Annotated in this window: 21 protein-coding genes, 1 pseudogene and 1 riboswitch; of the genes and pseudogenes, 17 read left to right on the forward strand and 5 right to left on the reverse strand. The window is 42.0% G+C overall.

Translation table 11 applies throughout. The annotated features are described in order from the left end of the window. Positions 1-8: 8 nt before the first annotated feature. The 9 genes from M1J35_RS11150 (at position 9) to M1J35_RS11190 (ending at position 8,269) form a co-directional block, all read left to right on the forward strand. Positions 9-947: an AAA family ATPase gene (locus tag M1J35_RS11150; RefSeq protein ID WP_254653641.1), complete on the forward strand. Its 939-nt coding sequence runs from the start codon at positions 9-11 to the stop codon at positions 945-947. After that, a complete protein-coding gene (locus M1J35_RS11155; protein ID WP_254653642.1) occupies positions 947-2,140 on the forward strand; it encodes a DUF58 domain-containing protein in 1,194 nt (397 codons plus the stop codon). Before M1J35_RS11150 ends, M1J35_RS11155 begins: the two co-directional genes overlap by 1 nt. After that, positions 2,110-3,366, forward strand: coding sequence for a hypothetical protein (locus M1J35_RS11160; protein ID WP_254653643.1), 1,257 nt, complete (start codon positions 2,110-2,112; stop codon positions 3,364-3,366). Before M1J35_RS11155 ends, M1J35_RS11160 begins: the two co-directional genes overlap by 31 nt. A gap of 94 nt (positions 3,367-3,460) precedes the next feature. Beyond that, positions 3,461-4,075, forward strand: a complete 615-nt coding sequence (locus tag M1J35_RS11165; protein ID WP_254653644.1) for an ABC transporter ATP-binding protein — start codon at positions 3,461-3,463, stop codon at positions 4,073-4,075. 18 nt (positions 4,076-4,093) lie between these two features. Next, the gene (gene fetB / locus M1J35_RS11170; protein WP_254653645.1) at positions 4,094-4,876 is read left to right on the forward strand and encodes an ABC transporter permease; all 783 of its coding nucleotides are present in this window, start codon (positions 4,094-4,096) and stop codon (positions 4,874-4,876) included. Between the two features lie 72 nt (positions 4,877-4,948). Continuing rightward, complete coding sequence (locus M1J35_RS11175; RefSeq protein WP_061810120.1) at positions 4,949-5,206, forward strand: hypothetical protein; 258 nt, start codon at positions 4,949-4,951, stop codon at positions 5,204-5,206. A 316-nt stretch (positions 5,207-5,522) separates the two neighbouring features. Continuing rightward, positions 5,523-5,789 carry a phosphocarrier protein HPr gene (locus M1J35_RS11180; protein ID WP_034756145.1) on the forward strand — a complete coding sequence of 89 codons (267 nt, stop codon included), beginning with the start codon at positions 5,523-5,525 and terminating at the stop codon, positions 5,787-5,789. Continuing rightward, positions 5,789-7,510 carry a phosphoenolpyruvate--protein phosphotransferase gene (ptsP, locus tag M1J35_RS11185; RefSeq protein WP_224520374.1) on the forward strand — a complete coding sequence of 574 codons (1,722 nt, stop codon included), beginning with the start codon at positions 5,789-5,791 and terminating at the stop codon, positions 7,508-7,510. Before M1J35_RS11180 ends, ptsP begins: the two co-directional genes overlap by 1 nt. 594 nt (positions 7,511-8,104) lie before the next feature. Next, the gene (locus M1J35_RS11190; RefSeq protein WP_254653646.1) at positions 8,105-8,269 is read left to right on the forward strand and encodes a hypothetical protein; all 165 of its coding nucleotides are present in this window, start codon (positions 8,105-8,107) and stop codon (positions 8,267-8,269) included. Positions 8,270-8,325: 56 nt separating this feature from the next. Here the strand turns inward: M1J35_RS11190 and M1J35_RS11195 are convergent, their stop codons facing one another. Then, the gene (locus M1J35_RS11195) at positions 8,326-9,477 is read right to left on the reverse strand and encodes an aminotransferase A (RefSeq protein ID WP_224520373.1); all 1,152 of its coding nucleotides are present in this window, start codon (positions 9,475-9,477) and stop codon (positions 8,326-8,328) included. 131 nt (positions 9,478-9,608) lie between these two features. On the opposite strand from M1J35_RS11195, the gene corA reads away from it, so the two are divergent. The 4 genes from corA (at position 9,609) to queE (ending at position 12,707) form a co-directional block, all read left to right on the forward strand. After that, positions 9,609-10,604, forward strand: coding sequence for a magnesium/cobalt transporter CorA (gene corA / locus M1J35_RS11200; RefSeq protein ID WP_079531658.1), 996 nt, complete (start codon positions 9,609-9,611; stop codon positions 10,602-10,604). Between the two features lie 119 nt (positions 10,605-10,723). Then, a riboswitch (PreQ1 riboswitch) is annotated at positions 10,724-10,768 on the forward strand. A gap of 123 nt (positions 10,769-10,891) precedes the next feature. Continuing rightward, on the forward strand, positions 10,892-11,557 hold the full coding sequence (gene queC / locus M1J35_RS11205) for a 7-cyano-7-deazaguanine synthase QueC (protein ID WP_079531656.1): 666 nt from the start codon (positions 10,892-10,894) through the stop codon (positions 11,555-11,557). Then, a complete protein-coding gene (gene queD, locus M1J35_RS11210; protein WP_254653647.1) occupies positions 11,554-11,988 on the forward strand; it encodes a 6-carboxytetrahydropterin synthase QueD in 435 nt (144 codons plus the stop codon). The genes queC and queD overlap by 4 nt, the downstream gene beginning before the upstream one ends. Then, complete coding sequence (queE, locus tag M1J35_RS11215; RefSeq protein WP_229595324.1) at positions 11,985-12,707, forward strand: 7-carboxy-7-deazaguanine synthase QueE; 723 nt, start codon at positions 11,985-11,987, stop codon at positions 12,705-12,707. Before queD ends, queE begins: the two co-directional genes overlap by 4 nt. A gap of 57 nt (positions 12,708-12,764) precedes the next feature. Here the strand turns inward: queE and M1J35_RS11220 are convergent, their stop codons facing one another. Next, the gene (locus M1J35_RS11220) at positions 12,765-12,953 is read right to left on the reverse strand and encodes a hypothetical protein (RefSeq protein WP_254653648.1); all 189 of its coding nucleotides are present in this window, start codon (positions 12,951-12,953) and stop codon (positions 12,765-12,767) included. 519 nt (positions 12,954-13,472) lie between these two features. Beyond that, positions 13,473-13,634 (reverse strand): hypothetical protein, encoded by a 162-nt coding sequence (locus tag M1J35_RS11225; protein ID WP_254653649.1) that lies wholly within the window; start codon positions 13,632-13,634, stop codon positions 13,473-13,475. A gap of 143 nt (positions 13,635-13,777) precedes the next feature. Here M1J35_RS11225 and M1J35_RS11230 point away from each other — a divergent pair, with 143 nt between their 5' ends. Next, a complete protein-coding gene (locus tag M1J35_RS11230) occupies positions 13,778-14,698 on the forward strand; it encodes a chemotaxis protein (protein ID WP_254653650.1) in 921 nt (306 codons plus the stop codon). Between the two features lie 77 nt (positions 14,699-14,775). Here M1J35_RS11230 and M1J35_RS11235 read toward each other — a convergent pair whose 3' ends face one another. Together M1J35_RS11235 and M1J35_RS22835 are read right to left on the reverse strand one after the other, a co-directional pair. Then, entirely contained in the window at positions 14,776-15,243 is a 468-nt protein-coding gene (locus M1J35_RS11235) for a YkyB family protein (protein WP_034756123.1), read from the reverse strand. Positions 15,244-15,486: 243 nt separating this feature from the next. Then, a pseudogene (locus M1J35_RS22835) lies at positions 15,487-15,708 on the reverse strand (hypothetical protein); the annotation flags it as partial. A 214-nt stretch (positions 15,709-15,922) separates the two neighbouring features. On the opposite strand from M1J35_RS22835, the gene M1J35_RS11240 reads away from it, so the two are divergent. The 3 genes from M1J35_RS11240 to fadH all read left to right on the forward strand — a co-directional run bounded on the left by M1J35_RS11240 (position 15,923) and on the right by fadH (position 19,303). Continuing rightward, on the forward strand, positions 15,923-18,013 hold the full coding sequence (locus M1J35_RS11240) for a sensor domain-containing protein (RefSeq protein ID WP_254653651.1): 2,091 nt from the start codon (positions 15,923-15,925) through the stop codon (positions 18,011-18,013). Positions 18,014-18,183: 170 nt separating this feature from the next. Further along, positions 18,184-18,402, forward strand: a complete 219-nt coding sequence (locus M1J35_RS11245; RefSeq protein ID WP_098440924.1) for a hypothetical protein — start codon at positions 18,184-18,186, stop codon at positions 18,400-18,402. 133 nt (positions 18,403-18,535) lie between these two features. Beyond that, positions 18,536-19,303: a 2,4-dienoyl-CoA reductase gene (gene fadH, locus M1J35_RS11250; RefSeq protein WP_254653652.1), complete on the forward strand. Its 768-nt coding sequence runs from the start codon at positions 18,536-18,538 to the stop codon at positions 19,301-19,303. Positions 19,304-19,392: the final 89 nt, after the last annotated feature.

The following is a 19,392-nucleotide window of genomic DNA, read 5'->3' on the forward strand; positions in this document are numbered from 1 at the left end:
GAAAAAGAATGAATCGATTGGATTCAATCAAGAGAGAGATGAATAAAGTGCTAGTGGGGAAGGACAAGGAAATCGACCTGTTGTTAATTGCATTACTTCAAGAAGGACACGTTCTATTGGAAAGTGTCCCGGGTACAGGAAAGACTTTGCTCGCCAAAACTTTCAGTCACTGTATCGATGGAGCGTTCAAAAGGATCCAATTCACACCGGATGTGTTACCGAGTGATGTGACTGGTATACAGTTTTTCAATCCGAAAACACAGGAATTCGAATTAAGGACAGGACCCGTGGTCACGAATGTCCTCTTGGCAGATGAGATTAACAGGGCCACTCCGAGAACACAGGCGAGTTTACTCGAAGTAATGGAAGAAAAACAAATCACCATAGACGGGGAAACCGTCCCATTAGAGCCCCCGTTTATCGTGGTCGCCACTCAGAACCCGATTGAATCCCAGCAGGGAACATTTCCACTGCCAGCTGCACAGCTGGACCGATTTTTGTTGAAGATTCCGTTTACGTATCCTGATTTTGAAGAGGAGAGAGGAATATTAAATCGCTTTAAATCATCTGAACCATTAACTACAGTCAACAAAGTGTTAAGTCTTGATGAGTTACAATCATTGACCCGCCAAGTTAAAGAAGTACATATATCCGAGGATATTGAAACATATATTCTTCAAATTACGAGGGGAACAAGGGAACATGAATGGGTGGAGGTAGGTGCAAGCCCACGAGCGAGCCTGGCACTTCTCAAGGCCTCTCAGGCTCAAGCATTCCTTGAAGGCAGGGATTTTGTGAGACCGCAGGATATTGTAGCCGTTGCCCCATATGTTCTCCAACACCGGATCCAATTAACGATCGAGTCTTCCTTAACAAGAACGGCTGAAGAAGTGATCGAGCAAATTGTAGAAATGTCTGTTACTCCTGTAGAAGCGAGGCAAGCTTAGTGAATTGGAAACGTGACATTGTCGAAGATCCCTATATATCCTTGACTCTGGTCCTGCTTGTCATCGTTGGGGCAGCAAGCTTTTATGTACATTCCTATGTAGGGTTGGGTATTTTTTTGTTGATGATCCTCTATTTCAGGGTCCATCAATGGTATCTAATGAAAATTGGTGAAGGCATTAGCATTGGAAGGACCACGAAGAGGATTAGGCTGCATTGCGATGAGGAGCAAAATTGGGAATTTCAACTTCAAAATAAAGGCATGTCCATTTGGGGTGCGACGTTGAAGATCACATTTAAAGATATCGTCATCCCCACTATGCATCCCTACTCGTCAGGGGTGGAGGACAAAATTGAAGTGTCCGTCCCTTTCTCCATCCGTAAAAATGAGGAAGGGAGCATCTCCATACCCGTTAGAGGAAAAAGAAGGGGATTGTGCAAGATTACCAACATGCAGCTGGAAATCCCCCACTTATTCGGAAGTGGTAAAGTACTTTTGGATTTACTCGATAATGTCCCGTCGACCATTATCGTATTTCCTTCAGATTCTCCCGTGAAAATGGCCGAACAAAAGCTTACATGGAAACAGGGGGACGTCCCCATCCAACATTCATTATTTCATGATGTCTTTCATCAGATAGGGACAAGGGATTACATTCAAGGAGACCGCTTTCAGGATGTTCACTGGAAGGCAACTGCCAGAACGGGCAGCCTTCAAACGAAGATCTATGCACCAGCTACTCAAAGAGAGTGGATGATCGCCATCAATCTATCGGACCGCTATGCCATCACCAACCAGCTCGAAGAAATCATTCAATACGCCTCCTATATGATGAGGCTTGCGGTAGAACAAAATATCACTTTCTCCCTTGTCTTAAACGTGAGATCCCAGGGCGGGACCCCTTACTATTATCTTCCGCCCGGAATAGGAAGGGTTCACAGGCAGAGAGGGATGGAAATGCTTTCTACTCTATCGACAGATGAGTTTACAATCCCATTCCATATTGTTCTGAAGCATTTATACCTTAGACAATTGGTTCCTTCTGTATTTATTACTGCAGGGGCACTGGGGGCACGTGAAGAAGTTTTATTGACAAAGATTGAAAAACAGAAAATCCAAGTTTACAAGTTGAATTCAGAACAAAAACAAGGAGTCGTCACATTATGGAATCGTTCGCTGAAAGTTCCTTCTTGATCAAACATAAACAAATGCTTATGGTGAAAATAGGGCTCTATGTCGGAATCGATATTTTATTCGCCCTATTAATGACCACATTCCTTTTTTCCAAAGAAGTACTATTAAGCAGCTACGTACCGGCCCTTTGTATGGTGTTTATCATAATAATGACATTTCTTATAGTAAGCACGTTAAAACCTTGGATCTTTAAACTATTGTTAGGGGCACTCGCTATTTCTCTTGTATTTAGTATCTATTTCTTCTCTGCTGCATGGTGGGTGATGTTGGCTGTCCTTGTTTTTTTACATTGGAGAATCGCGTCTTATACAAAAAGTAATGATACATCCATCGAAGTGAACAGCGGGTCTGTCCTGATCTTTTTATTTATTGCGTCAGTATCATTATTGACAGGTTCTGTAAGAGGATTGGGAAATACGTATATCATTTACAGTCTGTTATTTATCTTATTTTCCATCATCATCATGCTCACGCCGATTCAAAGAATGCTCGGAGATGTGAAAACCGGTCATAAAAAAGTGCTGCTCAAACCAATGGGATTCTGGTTTTTAGTAACATTGGCAGGGGGGCTACTGGCGGTATTCAGCTCTTTGGTTAGTAAAGGGATTTATTGGGTAGCAGAAAAGGGATTTTGGGTATTTTCTTTCTTGGTTGATCCAATTTATGATCAGTTAATAATATTAAGAGACAGGTTCTTAAGTATGAGGCATGCTCAGGAGGGAGAGGGAAGTGAAGTTCAAAATCAGGATTTCTTAGAGGCCCAGAATTATGAACTTAGCCAGGGATTATCATTTTCCTGGGTGAATGAGGTTCTACTGGGGCTATTTATTATAGCCGTCATCATTTATTTGGTGAAGAAACGAAAATCTTCCTTTGACACCTCAAAGGAAGAAGAAAATTCTCCAACCATGATGACTCAAAAGATTGTAACCCTGGACAAGGATCCTGAAATAGAACAATTTTCTTATTCAAAAGCAAGGGACGACATTCGGCTATCGATGGAGAAGCTCGAAGGGGAAGCCCACATATGTGGAGCGGGAAGACAACAGAATGAGAACGTTCAATTATGGTTCAACCGGATCGGCCTCAGTGAATCGGAACGTTTTTTCTCTCTTTATGAACGTATCAGATACGGTCAATCCGTTCCAAGTCAGCAAGAAGTCGATTACTTCACAAGACAGATCGAACATCATATTGGTGAATTGAAACAACGGGAAGATCAATAGAAGAAGCTAGTGCTTACATGAGTCATTTAATGTAAGCATTAGCTTCTTTAAATTTTGTTCGGTGGGGTATGATAGAGATGAGGAGGTATCGTTTATGTTGTATGAATTAAGGGATGTACACTATAAAGATATTTTACATATTAAGGAGATGGATATTTCCGAACACAGGACGACCTGCGTTGTTGGGGAAAGTGGTGCCGGGAAATCTACTTTATTGAAATTGTTGAATAAAATGAATATACCAGCTAGGGGGCAAATCCGTTATAAAGGAAATTCCCTGGAAAGTGTGGATCCGGTGAAGCATCGGAGGGAAGCTGTCATGATTTCCCAGACCCCTCTTCTGTTTGGAGAAACAGTGGAAGAAAATCTTCAGAAGGGGCTTGTTTTTTCAGAAAAGCCACTGGCTAGCCGGGAAGAGCTATTGAAGATGTTGAGCATTGTGAAGCTGGATAAACCACTGGATGCACGTGCAGAACAGTTGTCTGGCGGAGAGCGCCAGCGATTATCTCTCGGCAGGGTGTTGGTAATGAAGCCTGCTGTTTATTTATTGGATGAACCTACGTCGGCTCTTGACGAAGAAACAGAGAGTGAAGTGATGAAAAGTTTTATTACGTGTGCAAATGGGCATGGAGGGACCATCATCATGGTGACCCATTCGACAAATGTGGCCGAAGAGTACGGCGAGGAAATCATTACGATTAGAAAATAGCAGATGGAGGGTTAGACATTGGAAAAAGGAATTATCGATATAGAATTATGGAGATTCATTGCAGCGTATGCCTTTGTCCTTCTCTTGTTATTTATCGTGAAATGGAGAGGGATATCGAGGGAAAAACAAATCATACTCGCTTCTTTCCGGATGACCATTCAATTGATTATCGCTGGATACATCCTTACATATATTTTTGATCACCCAAGCCCTTGGCTAACCTTGAGTATCATAGTCGTAATGGAAGTATTTGCAGTAAGGAATATATTCAAGCAGGTCAAATATGAAATGGATCGAAAGCTGAAAGGCATCGCTGCCATTTCATTATGTGCAGGTACACTGATCAGCTTGTTTTATTTCAATATGGTCGTCATCCATTTCTCCCCATGGTATGAACCAAGATATTTCATTCCGATCGCAGGGATGATTGTGGGGAACGCGATGACGGGCATAACGCTTGGAATCAATACTCTCCTTGGAGGATTGATAGAGCAGAGGGAAAAAGTAGAAGGAGCTTTGATGCTGGGGGCAACCCCTAAAGCAGCCTCTAAGACGTATTTGGATAATGCATTTGATTCTGCCATCCTCCCCACTCTGAATAATATGCTGGGGATGGGTATCATTTTTCTTCCTGGGATGATGACTGGGCAAATTCTTTCAGGAGTAAGCCCCCTGGTGGCCATTGAATATCAGATTGCCATTCTGTTAGGAATTGTCGGAAGCGTTGCATTGACAGTCGTCCTGTTTATTTTATTGGCATATAAGCGACTATTTACAAAGGATGCCCAATTGAACATTTGATAGCTTCCCCGTTCTAATCTAGTTTCCACGGCATATGCTAGAGAGAGAATGATAGGAAGGGGAGAGTTCCATTTGAAATACGAAATCGAGCAGGCACTGAGGGTGAAAAGTCTTGCCATCGATGTGATGGAGGAATTGATGAAGGAAGACAGGAAGTATGAGGTCCAGGAATTAAAGCAGCTGTCTGAGTTGTTCTCCCGATGTATTTGCGACTTGGTGAATGTATACTCCAATATCTCAGAAGATCATGAAATGACCTTGAAAGGAACGGTCATCAAAGCAAAGATCGGCTATAACCTCATGAAGGCAGAAACAGTAGAAAAAGAATAGTATGGTAACCCGAAGAATGACTCATACTAAAGACTCCGTATCAGGTGGATATGGGGTCTTTACTGCGTTTTCTTCTTTAGGGTTTACAATAAATCATCAAATTTTACATAATTAGGTTCATAACAGTGGCAAATTAATGAAATACTAAAAAAATCAAGCTTTACAATTGTGTATATCCTCATTGCATGCTATTCTTTTTTATTGAACAGCTTTATAGGAATATTGGATTAATCACTAGAAATAGTTGACGTTTTCTTTATAATCCATTACTTTTATGAAGCAACTAAAAACAAGATAATTGAAGGAGTCGATTCACATGGCACAAAAAACATTTACAGTTACAGCTGAAACAGGAATTCATGCTCGTCCGGCAACTCTATTGGTTCAAACGGCAAGCAAATTCGACAGCGATGTACATCTAGAATACAAAGAAAAGAAAGTAAACTTAAAATCGATCATGGGTGTTATGTCTTTAGGTGTTGGTAAAGGTGCAGAAATCACAATCATTACTGAAGGTAGTGACGAGGAAGAAGCGTTAAACAGCTTACAGGAAACATTGAACAAAGAAGGTTTAGCTGAGTAATGTCCAGTCTCTTAAAAGGTATTGCGGCATCAAATGGTATTGCCATAGCAAAAGCGTATCGCCTGGTCGAACCTGACCTGAGCTTTGAGAAGAAAAGCGTAGACAATGCTGAACAGGAAGTTTCACGCTTCCAGAATGCCATTGCGACATCTAAATCAGAGCTTGAAGCGATCCGTGATAAAGCGAGAGTTGATTTAGGGGAAGACAAAGCTCAAATCTTTGAAGCGCATCTTCTTGTCTTAAGCGATCCAGAACTACTGACACCTATCGAAGACAAAGTAAAATCAGAAAATGTAAACGCTGAATCCGCACTTAAAGAAACAGCGGATATGTTCGTATCCATGTTTGAATCCATGGATAACGAGTATATGAAGGAACGTGCGGCGGATATCCGTGACGTGACGAAACGTGTCCTTTCACACCTATTGGGCGTGCAGATTGCAAACCCAAGCATGGTAACAGAAGAAGTGATTGTGATTGCAGAGGATCTAACTCCTTCTGACACGGCACAATTAAACCGTGAATTCGTTAAAGGATTCACAACGGATATCGGTGGAAGAACATCACATTCGGCCATTATGGCCCGTTCAATGGAGATCCCGGCTGTAGTGGGGACGAAATCCATTACTTCCTCTGTTGAAAATGGTGATATGATCATCGTTGACGGATTAAATGGAGAAGTACATATTAATCCGACTCCGGAAGTCATCGAAGAGTACAAGAAAGAGCATGCCCGTTATGAAGAACAAAAGGCTGAATGGGCGAAGCTCGTGAATGAACCGACGGTATCCAAAGATGGGGAGCATGTTGAACTTGCTGCCAATATCGGGACACCTAAGGATCTTGAAGGCGTTAAGAATCACGGTGGAGAAGGTGTAGGACTGTATCGTACAGAATTCCTATACATGGGTCGTGACGAATTACCGTCAGAAGATGAGCAATACGAAGCATATAAGGCTGTATTAGAAGGAATGGAAGGGAAACCTGTGGTGGTTCGTACCCTTGACATCGGTGGGGATAAAGAGCTTCCTTACTTAAATCTGCCGAAAGAAATGAACCCTTTCCTTGGGTATCGTGCGATCCGTCTATGTTTAGATGAGCAAGATATCTTCCGTACGCAACTTAGAGCGTTATTGAAGGCAAGTCCATTTGGAAACTTGAAAATCATGTTCCCGATGATTTCAAATCTTCAAGAGTTCAGAGAAGCGAAAGCGATCCTGGAAGAAGAGAAGAAAGCCCTACTTGAAAATGGGACAACGGTAGCTGATCACATTGAAGTGGGAATCATGGTGGAAATTCCTTCAACTGCCGTCATGGCGGATGTATTTGCCAAGGAAGTTGATTTCTTCTCGATCGGGACAAACGACCTGATTCAGTACACAATGGCTGCCGACCGTATGAACGAGCGCGTTTCCTACTTATATCAACCGTATAACCCTGCCATTTTACGTCTTGTGAAAATGGTCATCGATGCGGCTCATAAGGAAGGAAAATGGGCAGGTATGTGTGGAGAAATGGCTGGAGATGAGATTGCCGTACCGATCTTACTTGGATTAGGTTTGGATGAGTTCTCAATGAGTGCAACATCCATTTTGAAGGCACGTTCTCAAATTCGTCAGTTGAACCGCGCTGAAATGAAAGAACTGGCTGAACAGGCACTACAACTAGACACCAATGATGCGGTCATTTCTGCAGTGAAAAAAGCCACATCAATGGAATAAATATAGGTTTAAAAGGTGGAAATGGGGGTATTATATCTGAGAAGAATAAGGCACACACCCTTTGGGCCTTTTTATTCTCATTTCCCCCTTTCTTGTGGATTGAAGGAGCGCTTGGTTCTTTCAATCCCTTTTTTTCTTTTCAAAAGGGATTATACAAAATGATTACCATTCTGCAAGTCATGGTCAAACTTCAATATCAGAATTCCCTTGTTTATTATACTGTATGAAAGCGCTTTTTTAAAGTGTTTTACTAAAATAACTTTTTTGGGTACCTGGGTTGTTTGAAGGCCCATAAATAGACATTTTTTGTTCAGTGGAGCGGCGCATCGGTGAATGAAAAATTTTTTATAAAAAAAGTAGAAAGATGGTTTATCATCTTTAAAAGCGGGTATTCTATTACTAAGCATGAAATTGGAGATTAATTTCTCACTAACACCCCCTTTTCCTTTTTTTATTGAACTAACTCAGTTAACTGCGTTAGTTCTTTTTTTTGGATATTTGTCCGTTGAATAGGACTTCAAATGAAGATGAATAATAAACATATGCTGATCGATTAAGCGGTTCAGCAGTATATATTAAAGGGGGAAATAAACGATGGCTAAAAGAACTAAGAAAAATGATCCGCAACAGAAAAATAAAAAAGGCTTTGATTCTTCAAAGATCAATGCTGAATTTGCCCATGAAATAGGGAGTGCAGCAACAAATAAAATCCACAACGACAAAGCGAAAAAAGAAAAAGCACCTAAAAACAATGGTTAATATAAAGGGTAATGAACAAAGAGGGACGGACCTTGATGCAAGGTCCGTCCCTCTTGTTAAGATTGAATAAAGGATTGAAGACGGTCGAGTCCTTCTGTCAGTTGATCCATGGAACAGGCATAAGAAAGACGGAAGTACCCTTCTCCAAGTGGTGAAAAGGCATCGCCAGGGACGACAGCCACCTTTTTTTCCTGTGCCAGGGCAAGGGAGAAATCAAATGAGCTTAACAGGACGTTATCGGGTATTTTCACGAAAAAGTAAAAGGCACCGTGGGGTTTGACGATTCCCTCAAATCCCATATCAACAAGCCTGTCGTATACATAATCCCTTCGTTTCTTATACTCTACCTTCATATCCAGGGCATCGTCTTTCCCGGCTGTCAAAGCTTCATAAGCCGCTTTTTGGGAGATGGACGAAGCGCAGGACACATTATATTGGTGCACCTTCAGAAGGTGCCTCGAAATGGCTTCAGGAGCGAAGATCAGCCCGATCCTCCAACCTGTCATACTATGTGACTTTGATAATCCATTCACGATGATCGTTTGCTCTCTTAAATACTCTGCAATGGAATGATGTGAACCATCAAAGGTAAGTTCACTATATATTTCATCAGCCAATACAAAAATGTCCCGGCTCTTGAGTAATTCGGCAATTTCTTTCAGCTCTTCCTTTGATAAGCTGACCCCTGTTGGATTCGAGGGGTATGGGAGGATGATGCATTTGGTTGAAGGGGTCAGGCTGTCCTTGATCAATGCTGCATCTAATTTAAACTCATTTTGGGTAATGTCGATATGGACCGGATTGGCACCACATAGTTTGATGATGGGTTCATACCCAGGATATACGGGCCCTGGAAGAAGGCAGTCGTCATCCTGACAAAGGATCGTACGGAGAATCACATCGATTCCCTGGGACGCACCATTTGTGACAATGACTTCTGTTGCAGGGTCATATTCTATATCGTATTTTTCTTTGACGAATGAAGCAGCCGCTTCACGTAATTCGATATATCCTGCATTATGGGTATAAGACGTGAAACCTCCATCAATGGCTGCTTTTCCTGCATCTTTAATATGTTGGGGCGTTGGGAAGTCAGGCTGACCGATTGTCAGGGAAATCATATCGTCGATGTCTGATACCATGTTGAAAAATCGTCGTATACCAGAAATTTGTATGTCCCTGACCCTGGGGTTAATATGCTGTTCCAATATGTACACCTACTTTGATCGTTTGATTCATATTTTAACATTAAATTGAATGGTAACGCAGGGGTTTTGTTTGAATGGAGGAGAAATAGGGAAAGGATAAAAAATGAAAAAAGACAGTTAGGGAGAGCCATATGATCCGAACAAGTATAATCATGGAAAACGGGGAGATCCAAAGTGATGTTCCCTTATCAAGAATTAAGGAAAAAGATGTAAAATGGTACTGGGTGGATTTCTCTGAGCCTTCAAGCAAGGACATCAGATTGCTGAAGCTGTATTTTCGATTTCATCCTCTTGCGATTGAGGATTGCCTGGATGATTTCAGTCAACGTCCCAAGCTTGATTTTTATGATCAATACATCTTTGTGCTCATGCACGGAATCAATACACAAACCCTTGATTCCCATGAGGTGAATATGTTTGTGAATTCAAGGTTTATCGTTACGTTCCATAAAGAACCTGTCAGTCAGTTAAATCAAATATGGGAAGAGATGAAAGAAGAAGGTGGCCAGCTGAGCCCGTTCAAAATCATGCATAGAATCGTCGACCGGCTCGTGGATGATTATTTTCCCCTCGTGTATAAGATAGAAGACCGCCTTAATACGATTGAAGACAACACGAATGAAGAAGCCGATAGTGATCTGATGGATGAATTATTTGATATCCGACACGATATGTCAAAGCTGCGTCGCACCCTCGTGCCGATGAGGGATCTATTGTATCGCATCAGTAATTCGGGCAGATTGAATGCCTTGAAGGAAGAGCAGCTATACTTCAATGACGTCTATGATCATTTAATAAAGCTGGTGGAAATGCTTGAATCTTATCGGGAATTCTCATCGGATATACGTGATAATTATTTATCGATCAATTCAGATAAAATGAACAACATTATGATGACATTGACTGTCATCACGACGATTTTCATGCCACTTACCTTTATTGCAGGTTTATATGGGATGAACTTTGTCAACATGCCTGAACTCGATGAGCCCAATGGGTATTTCATTGTCCTGGGAATCATGGGACTCATAGCACTGATCATGTTTGGGTTCTTCTTGAAAATAGGCTGGCTGCGTTTCGGCTCGAAAAAAAGAAGGAAAAGGAGAAGGCTTCTCCGGTTAAAATAGTAATGCCCCTTTAGCTTCCCGATATTTTCGAATAAATTGTACGTGAAATGTAGATTTTTTTGTGGAAAAACGTTATATTGGTTGAGGACAATAGAAGAAGAATTGGGCGTAAGTATGATACCCGAGAGGTTCTAGCACAACCCTCTATAAAAAACTAAGGAAAACGGCATCCTTAGGTGTCGTTATTTTTTTGTTAGTGGCAAACGTAAGCCTATATTATAGAGTCTGACAGAATCTCTTTCTTCTTTTCATGGCAGAAGCCTGTAGAAGAGAAAGGAGAACCTTTTATGAACACAGAGAAAGCGTTAGTCGTATTCAGCGGAGGTCAAGATAGTACAACGTGTTTGTTTTGGGCAAAGAAAGCATTTAATGAAGTAGAAGCAGTGACGTTCAATTATGGTCAGAGACATGTTGCAGAGCTTGACTGTGCGAAAGAGATTGCTGAAGATCTGAATGTACCACACCATATTTTAGATATGAGTTTGTTAAACCAACTGGCCCCGAGTGCCCTTACAAGAACGGATGAAGAAATTACCCAACTTGAGGGGGAATTGCCTTCCACATTTGTTCCTGGGCGAAATTTATTATTCCTATCATTTGCGGGCATTTTAGCCAAGCAAATCGGTGCGAAACATATTGTAACGGGTGTATGTGAAACGGATTTCAGCGGGTATCCGGACTGCAGGGATATCTTTGTGAAATCTTTGAATGTATCCCTCAATCTTTCTATGGATGCACAGTTTGTCATTCATACCCCCCTTATGTGGATCAATAAAGCCCAAACGTGGGAGATGGCCGACGACTTAGGAGCATTTCAATATATTCAGGAAAATACCCTCACATGTTATAACGGTTTGAAAGGGAGCGGGTGCGGGGAATGCCCTGCTTGTGAACTGAGACAAAGGGGATTGGATGAATATACGAGTGGCAATAAAGGAGGAAAGGGATCATGATTCAACAGATATACCCTGTTCCCGATCATCCCTATGAATATGAATTAAATAAAGATATGCATTTTGCTGCTGCACATTATATTCCCCATGTGGAGGCAGGAAGCTGCCAGGAAGTTCATGGTCATACGTACTTTGCCAACATTACGATTGGTGGAGATCAACTTGATGATTCAGGATTCCTCATTAACTTCCAACATATAAAAAAACTCATCCATAAACGATTTGATCATACGATGATCAATGAGGATGAACGGTTTTCTTCAGAAAGAGGGACGGAATTCCCAACGACGGAAGTAGTGGCGAAAGTCATGTGGGAGATCATCCAGAATCATTTAGACACGCTTCCCCACCGACCACAGTGTCTTCAAGTGTTCTTAAGGGAAACCCCTACCAGCTATTGTATATACAGACCTAAGAGGAAACGCTCATGAAGAAAATTCCCGTACTGGAAGTATTCGGGCCAACCATTCAAGGGGAAGGGATGGTCATCGGCCAGAAAACGATGTTCGTCAGAACGGCAGGATGTGATTACAGCTGTGCCTGGTGTGACTCAGCCTTTACATGGGACGGATCCGCCAAAGAGGATATCATGCTCATGACGGCAGAAGATATTTGGAATCGATTGCTGGAAGCGGGTGGGGACAGATTTTCCCATGTAACGATTTCAGGTGGGAATCCTGCCCTGTTGGCAAGCTTAAAGGAACTTATTGATATCTTAAAGGAAAATGGTATTGAATCTGCCCTTGAAACACAGGGAAGCCGTTGGCAGGATTGGTTTTATGATATCAGTGATTTGACCATATCCCCAAAGCCGCCAAGTTCCGGCATGGAGACGGACTTTGAGAAACTTGATGAAATTGTTGATCGATTAAGTGAGAATCGTTCACAGTTCAGTTTAAAAGTCGTGGTATTTGATGATCTCGATTTAGAATATGCCACACGCATTCATCACCGTTATCCCGGTGTACCATTTTATATCCAAACGGGCAATCCTGCCGTTGCAGAAGGTGACACAGCCAAGCTTGTGTCGGATTTGCTGTTGGATTATGAAACGCTCATAGACAAAGTGTGTGAAAGAAAAGATTTAAATCATGTTCGTGTGCTCCCGCAGCTCCATACATTGGTATGGGGGAACAAGCGAGGGGTGTAGGAAGAAAAGCGATTGATGGACTCCCATTCAATCGCTTTTTCTATTGGGGTGATCCACTTAAACACGGGGGTCTTCATCTGCCTGATTCCGGCGCTTTTGCCCTTCAATATACGAAAGTTCATCCGGTTCATCCTTGCCTTCTGCATTCTTCCCGAGAGCAATCAAAGGGAAATTATTCTGTGCAGGCAGAATATGATCAGTAATATCATCAAAATCAGGCAAGCCCCTGCCATCACGATCCGTCATAACAACACCTCCTCTCCTTAGTATGGATTAGGAATTCAATTCTAGTCTTCTTTACCTTTACTGCTTATAACGATGCGTGTGCTGGTTGATTTCCACTTCAGGTGCTCGCTTTCCGCGGGGCGTGAGTTGAGCCTCCTCGGCAGCAAGTGGTGTCCTACCCTTGTCCAGCTTCAGCGGCTATCCCCTCGAGGTCATAAGCTAAATGGTCCAAGAAGGCAAAAAACGCCTTCCCGGCCCATTCATCTTATGCTTGTCCGGGCTGAGCAAGCCGCCTCCGCTTTTCGTTGTTTCCCGCAGGAGTCGAGCACCTTACGCTTCAATCAACTTTAAGGTTGAGTTTCCAACGAAAAGTAATTTACATACTAACAATCAGTTAGCATTTGTAATTTGAAATGTAATTCTTGTAGTATCTGTTCTAATCACAAGCCGAATTTTATAGGTGAATTCCAACTAAAAAACCAAAAGAAAAGTTGAACTAACTATTTTCACAATACATAATATTAATGAATTATTTAGTGTTCAATTGTAGAGGGAAGAGTGGATTGCAGCGGAAGGCACTTGACTCCTGCGGGAAGTAGAGGAAAGGTCGAGACCCCGCAGGGCAAATGCCCGAGGAGGCTTGACTTCCTCCCCGCCGGAAAGCAAGTGCCTGGAGCGGAAAGGAACGGTCACTGTATTCACTATCATCTCCTCTTGGATAGACCAAATCAATAAACATCTTTATCTACCGTCATCTAACAGTTATCCCCCTAGCCGACTTTTTTCTTTACCGCATGTAAAGAAGTTCCTGGTTTGTTCGATATAAGTAGGGAAGGCAATTATGTATGGAAGGACGAAAACCATTGAATCAATCAAACGGAATACTTCTCGAAAGCGGTACAAATGAACTTGAAATCGTTGAATTCGAGGTTCAAAACAATAAATTTGGAATTAATGTCATTAAAGTGAAGGAAATCATCCAGCCGACTGCGGTGACACCGATTCCCCACGCACACCCGCATGTAAAGGGAATTGTTCAATTAAGAGGTGAAGTACTGCCGGTCGTAGACATGGCGAGGGTACTTGGGGCGGAAGAAGAGGAAACACCGAAATCAAAATACATTGTTGCTGAATTCAATCAGCAGAAGGTCATCTTTCATGTCCATAACGTCACTCAAATCCATCGCATTTCCTGGAATCAAATCGAGAAACCTTCAGAAATGTATTCTGGAGTCCATTCGGGGATAATCGGGGTGATCAAGCGGGAAGAAAGCATGATTCTTCTTTTGGATTTTGAGAGCATCATGCTCGAGATAAATCCTGAAACAGGAATCCGCGTTGATCAAGTGAAGAAATTAGGTCCAAGAGAGAGAAGGAACAAGAGAATTGTGGCAGCTGAGGATTCCCCATTACTTAGGAAGCTGTTGAACGACACACTGAGAGAAGCAGGGTATGAGGATGTAGAGTTCTTTGAAAATGGAGCCGATGCCTTTCAATACTTAGAATCCATTGTGGATGGAAATCAGGACGTGAAAGAAAGCGTACATCTTGTACTGACGGACATTGAAATGCCTCAGATGGATGGGCATCATTTAACAAAAAGAATCAAAAATCATCCAAAGCTCAATACCCTCCCGGTCATAATATTCTCATCTCTTATTACAAATGATTTAAAGCATAAAGGCGAGATGGTAGGGGCGGAAGACCAGATCAGCAAACCGGAAATCGCTGAGCTCATTTTAAAGATCGATCAGTACATTCTGTAATCCAACTAAAAAGGGTTCTGACAAGTGTCAAAACCCTTTAGAGGATACATGCGTTACTGTGCTAAAATCAGTGGGTATTAAAAGAAGCTGTCGCCCAATTTTTTGAATACAGGCTTTTGATATTGATTTTTTCCTGGTTTCCGTATCTGATCGGTATGATCTGACATTCCTGTATACTGTTCCAGAATTCCTTTTGCCTGTTGTAATCCCATTTTACATTTCGGGTTACGCAGGCTTTGATCGAGTGATCCCAAATGTGGAAGCTCTTTGAAATCTTCCTTGGAAGGAGGGAGATGGAACGTATATTCTCCGCAATCGATCAAGACATCAGATTGTTGCTGACTGTTCTTTGGATTTTTAGAGAAGTGAAGTCCCACTTTTTTGGCCTTACCTTCCCTGATCATTTTCATTAACGCTCGTTTTTTTAATGAATATAAGTATTTTGGGTTACCTGCTGTTTTCGCATGGCGATTCACAGTGAAAATAGCTTGAGAGAGGGTAATGACAGATGTGGAAGAAGGGGTGGATTTACTAGTGTTTCTCAAGTTATTGGCTCCTTTCTAGTGTATTCCTCTCTATTATACCCCCTTTCCCTATGATTGGAAAGGGTACCGAGGGGAGTTTATTGGTAAAGGTCAGAGGAGCTGCGATGGGGAATGCGGTGAGGCAGTACAATAAAGGCTCTACCTAAACAATGGAAGGTTAGGCGAGCCTTACGATTATCGTCCGGGATATATATTAATATTCTCAGTAAAGTTATTCGGTGAAGCTTGAAAACTGTTGACACCATAGGGTTGTGGGTAGCCGCCGGGATAAGGATACCCTCCGTAAGGCGGATAAGGCGGATAGCACGCAGGACCATAGCATGGTCTGTTGAAAAGCAAAGGACTGATGGCCAATCCTGCTAAACCTCCTGCTAAGAATGGTAATCCAAAGAATGGGAAGAAACGCTGATCGCCCCCTCTGTAAGGCGGATAGCTTCGATGTGGGTAATATGCATATTGGTACATAATTAAAGAAAACCTCCTCTCTCTAATTATTCTATGGTTTATGATCAACCTGTGCGCCTGTCCCGGATATAATGGGCTTAAGAGGGGGATATAACGTTTCTCAACTAGTAGGAATATTCCTACAAGAATTTAGGAAAACCATGGCTGAACTAGTAAAATGGAATCAGGATATATGATACAGATAAAAACATCAGCATAAAAGGATGACGAATCCATGAAATGGACAGACGATACCATCATCAGTCAAGATAAGAAGAACCTCGATACCGTCTTGAAGGAATTCATTTTAGACCATATCCACGATATGATCTTCATTATGAAGGTAGAAGAAGGTAACATTTTCAGGTACGCCTATGTCAATGAGTCTGCTAAAAGGTATACATCCATCCAACAGGAGGATATGGGGCGCTTATTGGAAGATGTGATGCCTTTGGATATGGCACTAGACTTACAGAAGAGATATACGGAATTAGTGGAGACGGGTGAGTGCATGACCTATCAGGACACATTTCAAGCCATAGATGGAAATCATGTAGTGAATGAGTCCATTTTGACACCAATCATGAATGAATATGGACAAGCAGAGTATGTCGTGTCCATTACACGGGATATTACATCTTCAATTGAAGAAAAGAGGAAATTGAAGAAAGCCAAGGAACGATACAAATCCATCATAGAACATAATCTGGATGCGATTTTTATTTTAGACTCACAAGGAGTCATTAAGGATTTGAATAGAGCAGGGTGTTTACTTTCTGGCTATTCAAAAGAGGCTCTCATCAACATGAATATCTTTGAATTAATGAAGGCTCAGAATCGTATGGAATTGCGTGATGCTCTTTTCCAAACATTATCGGGGGCTCCGTCTTCCATTGATTATTGTCTTCTTGTAAATGAAAAGGGCGATGAAAGAATCACTCAATTGAAAATGGTCCCCATCGTGGTAGATCAAAAGTGTGACGGATGTTATATTATCGTGAAAGATATTACCAAGCATCATGAACAAAATGAAATGATCCATTATATGGCCCTTCATGATCAACTGACGGGAATATGGAACAGGAAGGCTCTTGATGATCATATCCCCATGATCATTCACAATATGGAAGAACGAGGGGTAGAACTATCCCTTCTATACCTGGATTTGGACCGGTTTAAATTTGTGAATGACACATTGGGTTTAAAGGGTGGCGACCGTTTTCTGAAAAGGATCACAGAGCGCCTGATCACTCTCACCAATGAGGATTGCCTACTGTACAGGCAAGGTGGAGATGAATTTATCTTCCTCTTGAAAAACAGCAGCTTTAAAGTGACAAAGACAAAAGCAGAAGAGATCCTGACATTATTTATCGCCCCTTTTACAATCGACAATCAGGAATTTTATATATCGCCTTCCATTGGTATCAGTTGTTATCCTGCAGACGGCTATGATTCCAATTCCCTCATTCAAAAAGCCGCCCAGGCTCTCTTTGAAGTGAAAGAAAAAGGAAGGGCACATTATCGGTTTTACCAAACTCATATGAAATCAAGTTTTCCAAACTATATCATTATGGAATCCCATTTGAGAAAAGCGATAGAAAAAGGCGAGTTGTATGTCCATTATCAGCCACAAGTCAATTTATCGACTGGAGCCATCGACAGCTTCGAAGCTTTGATTCGCTGGAATAATCGTAAATTTGGCTTCGTGTCACCTGCCCAATTCATTCCGCTTGCAGAAGAAACAGGACTGATTCACCAAATCGGAGAGTGGGTGTTGGAGCAGGTTTGTGTCCAGCTGCAAAAATGGAGGGGCAAGGGGTACAGGTCGGTGCGGGTGGCCATCAACATTTCCCCGAAGCAATTTCTCCAAGAGCAATTGGTGGAAACCATCGATTTCTATTTATCCACGTACATGATTCCCGCTAGCTGCATAGAAATTGAAATTACGGAGGGAGCCATGCAGGATACTCAGCAGACCTTGAAAATGCTAAAGAAACTGAAAGATCTTGGAGTGTTTATATCTGTGGACGACTTTGGTACGGGTTACTCTTCCCTGCATTATTTAAAACGATTTCCCATCGATGTATTAAAGATCGACCAATCGTTTGTCAAGGAGATTGGGATGAATCATAAGGACTCAGCCATTACGACTACGATCATCCATCTTGCCCACAGTCTGGGTCTGGAAGTCATCGCAGAGGGAGTGGAGCGCGAGGGTCAAGTCGATTTTTTGAAGAAGGCAAATTGTCAGAAGGCTCAAGGTTACTTTTTTAGTAAACCGATAGGTCCGAAAGAAATTGAGCAGCAGCAATTCGTCCTCATGTAAATACATCGTTCGGTTGTGCATGTGACACAGAGGATCACCTCAAATGTTTGACAGAGTAATTCCTATGACTTATTTTAAAGTGAGGAGAGTAATAGGTTCATAGAAGGACAAGGGAAGGATACTTTTCCGAATGAATCACGGTTCCTAATGCTTTATGAAGGAGAGGGATTATGAAAAAGACAAAACGTATGGAAGTCCTCTTTCTCCCTACCGAAAGAGGAACGATTAGAGTGTATGTATACGGCTTTAAATCTCCTCGATCTTTAGGTCAGGTAGTTGTTTCATATAATGATGTTTCAGTTGAAGCAAAAGGATATAAGCGAAATAAAACAATTATTAAGGCGCTTGCCCAGTTACACGAGCTCATCGTGAATAATCCGGATGGTTAATACGGCAGACTGATTTTTAAGAAAATGATATTTTCTTAAAAATCAGTCTTTTTTTGAGGTAAACATGGCTGTATCGTATGGTTGTATGGTAAAATATGAGTGAGTATTCATTCATTACTAGGGGGAGTTACATATGGGAGAAGAACAAGTTGTCATCGTAACAGGCGGTTCGAATGGTATGGGGAAGTATATGGCAAAGCACTTCGTGGAAACAGGGGCAAGTGTCGTTGTCACGGGGAGAAATGAGGAGAGGCTTCAATCGGTGAAGGAGGAGTTCTCTTCTCTCAAAGGAAAAATCGAAGTATTCCAAATGGACGTAAGGGAGCAGGAACATGTGAAGGCCATGGTTGAGTTTACGGCAGAAAAATTCGGCAAAATCGATGTTCTGATCAATAATGCAGCCGGAAACTTTATATGTCCTGTTGAGAAGCTCACTCCAAATGGGTGGAAGTCCGTTATTGACATCGTTTTGAATGGAACATTCTTATGTTCACATGCTGTCGGGAACTATTGGATCGAAAATGATCAAAAGGGATCCATCATCAATATGGTGGCAACATATGCTTGGAATGCCGGAGCAGGTGTCGCTCATTCGGCAGCGGCAAAAGCCGGGGTTTTATCATTGACAAGAACCTTGGCCGTTGAGTGGGGTCATAAGTATGGTATCCGCACGAATGCGATTGCCCCGGGACCGATCGAACGGACCGGAGGAGCTGAGAAGCTGTGGATCTCGGAAGAAGCTGCCAAAAGGACCATCGACAGTGTACCATTAAAACGCTTGGGTACACCCGAGGAAATTGCAGGACTTGCCTTTTTCCTCGCATCTGAAAAAGCTGCCTATATAAATGGAGAATGCATCACGATGGATGGTGGTCAATGGCTGAACCCATTTCCATTTTGATCTACCCCCTTCATAAAAAGCGCTAATCCTAAAGAAGCTTTCCCCATTCTTGTTCAAGTGACAGGAAAGGGAAAGCTTTTTGGGTTTTT

The sequence above is a fragment of the Rossellomorea sp. KS-H15a genome (genome assembly GCF_024195245.1).
In the GTDB taxonomy this organism is placed as follows: Bacteria; Bacillota; Bacilli; order Bacillales; family Bacillaceae_B; genus Rossellomorea; species Rossellomorea vietnamensis.

Excerpts from the sequence above, each read along its gene's own strand:
- M1J35_RS11150 (WP_254653641.1), top strand. The coding sequence starts at position 9 with ATGAATCGATTGGATTCAATCAAGAGAGAGATGAATAAAGTGCTAGTG.
- M1J35_RS11160 (WP_254653643.1), top strand. The coding sequence starts at position 2,110 with ATGGAATCGTTCGCTGAAAGTTCCTTCTTGATCAAACATAAACAAATG.
- M1J35_RS11165 (WP_254653644.1), top strand. The coding sequence starts at position 3,461 with ATGTTGTATGAATTAAGGGATGTACACTATAAAGATATTTTACATATT.
- M1J35_RS11180 (WP_034756145.1), top strand. The coding sequence starts at position 5,523 with ATGGCACAAAAAACATTTACAGTTACAGCTGAAACAGGAATTCATGCT.
- ptsP (WP_224520374.1), top strand. The coding sequence starts at position 5,789 with ATGTCCAGTCTCTTAAAAGGTATTGCGGCATCAAATGGTATTGCCATA.
- M1J35_RS11190 (WP_254653646.1), top strand. The coding sequence starts at position 8,105 with ATGGCTAAAAGAACTAAGAAAAATGATCCGCAACAGAAAAATAAAAAA.
- corA (WP_079531658.1), top strand. The coding sequence starts at position 9,609 with ATGATCCGAACAAGTATAATCATGGAAAACGGGGAGATCCAAAGTGAT.
- queC (WP_079531656.1), top strand. The coding sequence starts at position 10,892 with ATGAACACAGAGAAAGCGTTAGTCGTATTCAGCGGAGGTCAAGATAGT.
- queD (WP_254653647.1), top strand. The coding sequence starts at position 11,554 with ATGATTCAACAGATATACCCTGTTCCCGATCATCCCTATGAATATGAA.
- queE (WP_229595324.1), top strand. The coding sequence starts at position 11,985 with ATGAAGAAAATTCCCGTACTGGAAGTATTCGGGCCAACCATTCAAGGG.
- M1J35_RS11220 (WP_254653648.1), bottom strand. The coding sequence starts at position 12,953 with ATGACGGATCGTGATGGCAGGGGCTTGCCTGATTTTGATGATATTACT.
- M1J35_RS11230 (WP_254653650.1), top strand. The coding sequence starts at position 13,778 with ATGGAAGGACGAAAACCATTGAATCAATCAAACGGAATACTTCTCGAA.
- M1J35_RS11240 (WP_254653651.1), top strand. The coding sequence starts at position 15,923 with ATGAAATGGACAGACGATACCATCATCAGTCAAGATAAGAAGAACCTC.
- M1J35_RS11245 (WP_098440924.1), top strand. The coding sequence starts at position 18,184 with ATGAAAAAGACAAAACGTATGGAAGTCCTCTTTCTCCCTACCGAAAGA.
- fadH (WP_254653652.1), top strand. The coding sequence starts at position 18,536 with ATGGGAGAAGAACAAGTTGTCATCGTAACAGGCGGTTCGAATGGTATG.